Annotated in this window: 2 protein-coding genes and 1 pseudogene; 1 reads left to right on the top strand and 2 read right to left on the bottom strand. The window is 73.6% G+C overall.

All coding sequences use genetic code 11. The features are described from left to right. A pseudogene (locus tag ACVNF4_RS34310) lies at nucleotides 1-207 on the bottom strand (TIGR00374 family protein); the annotation flags it as partial. 125 nt (nucleotides 208-332) lie between these two features. On the opposite strand from ACVNF4_RS34310, the gene ACVNF4_RS34305 reads away from it, so the two are divergent. Beyond that, nucleotides 333-2,198, top strand: coding sequence for an ABC transporter ATP-binding protein (locus ACVNF4_RS34305; protein ID WP_461806778.1), 1,866 nt, complete (start codon nucleotides 333-335; stop codon nucleotides 2,196-2,198). Nucleotides 2,199-2,209: 11 nt separating this feature from the next. Here the strand turns inward: ACVNF4_RS34305 and ACVNF4_RS34300 are convergent. Further along, nucleotides 2,210-3,142, bottom strand: a 933-nt coding sequence (locus ACVNF4_RS34300) for an aminotransferase class V-fold PLP-dependent enzyme (protein ID WP_461806777.1), incomplete at its 5' end; no start/stop codon positions are given.

Here is a 3,142-nt window from a genome sequence, read left to right as displayed (position 1 = left end):
GGTGACGGCGGCGGCGACCCAGGTCAGCGAGGTCGCCCCGGCGGCGGCCAGCAGCCAGGGCCACTCGGCGTCACGGAGGTGGCCGAACCCCTCGACGAGGACGTCACGGTGGCGGACCGCGACGACGGCGACGAGGACGACGGGCACCAGACACAGGAGTCGGCGCACGGGAAAGCGCCGGTCAGCGGCGGGGACGGGGACGGTCATCACGTCGGTAGAGGTTTTCCACCCGGGCCCAACTCGGGGTTGCGGACGAGCGGACTCCGCGTGACGAACACCCGTACGCCCTTGACCTCAAGATTGGTCGAGGTCCTACGGTCGTCTCCATGAGCATGGAGATCACCGCCTGGGCGCAGCTACAGAGCGCCATGACCGCGAAGACCGGACACGGACGACCCTTCGACCGCGCCACCCTGCGCCGCATCGGCGCCTTCGCCCTGCCGCACCGCAAGAGGATCGCGCTCTTCGTCGTGCTCGGCATGCTGACCGCGCTCCTCGCGGTCGCCGGGCCCGTCCTCGCCGGACGCGTCGTCGACACGATCGTGTCGCACGGCGAGCCCTCCGTCGTCGTCCGGCTGGCGCTGCTCATCGCGGGGCTCGCGATCCTGGAGGCCGGGCTCGGGGTGCTGAGCCGGCGGCTGTCGGCGACGCTCGGGGAGGGGCTCATCCTGGATCTGCGCACGGCCGTGTTCGATCATGTGCAGCGCATGCCGGTCGCGTTCTTCACCCGGACTCGTACGGGAGCGCTGGTCTCCCGGCTCAACAACGACGTCATCGGCGCGCAGCGCGCGTTCAGCAACACCCTCTCCGGGGTCGTCAGCAACATCGTCACCCTGCTCCTCACGCTCGCCGTGATGCTGACGCTGTCCTGGCAGGTGACGCTCCTCGCGCTGGTCCTGCTGCCGGTGTTCGTGGTGCCCGCGCGGCGGATGGGGGCGCGGATGGCGGGCATGCAGCGGGAGGCGGCGGCCCTCAACGCGGCGATGGGCACCCGGATGACCGAGCGGTTCTCGGCGCCCGGCGCGACCCTCGTCAAGCTCTTCGGCCGCCCCGAGGAGGAGTCCGCCCAGTTCGCCGAACGGGCCGCCCGCGTCCGCGACATCGGGGTGCGCACGGCGACGGCGCAGTCGGTGTTCATCACGGCCCTCACCCTCGTCTCCGCCCTGGCGCTGGCCCTCGTCTACGGCCTCGGCGGGCGGCTCGCGCTCGGCGGGACCCTGGAGCCGGGCGCCGTCGTCTCCCTCGCGCTGCTCCTGACCCGGCTGTACGCGCCGCTCACCTCCCTCGCGGGGGCGCGGGTCGAGGTGATGAGCGCGCTGGTCAGCTTCGAGCGGGTCTTCGAGGTGCTGGACCTGAAGCCGCTGATCGAGGAGAAGCCGGACGCCGTCGACCTCCCCTCAGGTCCCCTCGCCGTGGAGTTCGACGACGTCCGCTTCGGCTACCCCTCCGCCGACCGCGTCTCCCTCGCCTCCCTGGAGGAGGTCGCCGCCCTCGACACCCGGGGCGGCACCGAGGTCCTCCACGGCCTCACCTTCCGCGCCGAACCCGGGAGGACCGTCGCCCTCGTCGGCTCCTCCGGCGCCGGGAAGTCGACGATCGCCCAGCTCCTGCCCCGCCTGTACGACGTCGACTCGGGCGCGGTCAGGGTCGGCGGCGTGGACGTCCGGGACGTGAGCGCGCGGTCCCTGCGGGAGACCGTCGGCATGGTCACGCAGGACGGCCACCTCTTCCACGACACGGTCAGGGCCAACCTCCTGCTGGCGGCGCCCGCCGCGACCGACGAGGACCTGTGGGACGCGCTGCGCAGGGCCCGTCTCGGCACGCTGGTCGCGGAGCTGCCCGACGGCCTCGACACCGTCGTCGGCGAACGCGGATATCGGCTCTCCGGCGGGGAACGCCAGCGCATGACCATCGCCCGCCTCCTGCTGGCCCGCCAGCGCGTCGTCATCCTCGACGAGGCGACCGCCCACCTCGACAACACCTCGGAGGCGGCCGTCCAGGAAGCCCTGGCCGAAGCGCTCGCCGACCGCACGGCACTCGTCATCGCCCACCGCCTCTCGACCGTCCGCACCGCCGATCTGATCCTGGTCCTGGAAGCCGGGCGGATCGTCGAACAGGGCACCCACGAGGAGCTGTTGGCGGCGGACGGGCGGTACGCGGAGCTGTACCGGACGCAGTTCGAGGCGACGGCGGCATAGGGGGAGGGGCTTCAGCAGCCCGTCCGGGGTTGCGCGACCCCCTCCTCCAGCCCCCGCGCCACCAGCTCCGCGCACACCTCCACCAGCCGGTCCACGTCACGCGTGTTCGTCGCCACGCCCATCGACGCGCGGACCGCGCCCTGCGCCTGGACGGTGAGCTGCCGGAGGTAGGCGTCGACGTCGGCGGGCGTGCCGTGCAGGAGGGCGGCGTGGACGATGTCCGGGGTCATGCCGTTGGCCTCCTCCGCGACACCGGGGTTGCAGAAGCAGCCGGTGCGCAGGCTGACGCGGGCGCCGGCGGCGGCCTGCTGGAGGCGGCGTTCGTCGACGGGGGTGCCGTCGGGGTGGAGGAGGTTGAAGGTGACCGTGGGTCCCCGGTTCTCGGCGGAGAGGGGGCCGAGGACCCGGACCGCCGGGGCGCCGTCCGGGTGGCGCAGGGCGGTGAGGCCCGTCAGGAGGCGGGCCGTCAGGGCGGTGACGTGGTGGTGGACGGCGTCATAGCCGATCTCGCGGTGCCAGGCGACGGCCGCCGTCACGTCCGGGAGGGACAGGAAGGGGAGCGTGCCGTCCTCGAAGCCCTCCGGCGGGGGTGCGGGCAGGTGCCAGTCGGTGTGGGAGGACGACGCCCGGACGGTCCCGCCCGCGAACCAGGGCCGTCTCAGCTCCGCGAGGGCGTCCCGGCGGGCCACCAGACAGCCCACACCCGTCGGGAACCCGGTGATCTTGTACCAGGACAGCGCGACGAAGTCGGCGGGGACGGCCGTCAGGTCCAGCGGCCCCGTCGGCAGGTACGCGGCGGCGTCCAGCAGCACCCGCCACCCCCGGCCTCGCGCCCGGCCGACCCACTCCAGGGGATGCCGCACCCCTGTCGCGTTGGACTGCGCCGGGAACGCGAACAGCCCCTGCCCGCCCGCCTCCAGAGCGGCCGTCACCGCCGTCGCCCG

This window comes from Streptomyces sp. S6, from assembly GCF_054880855.1.
Note: the sequence above shows the minus strand (reverse complement) of the source record. Positions and strands in the feature narration are given on the sequence as shown.

Bases quoted from the DNA above. Each gene is read 5' to 3' on its own strand.
- ACVNF4_RS34305 (WP_461806778.1), top strand. From the start codon at position 333: ATGGAGATCACCGCCTGGGCGCAGCTACAGAGCGCCATGACCGCGAAG.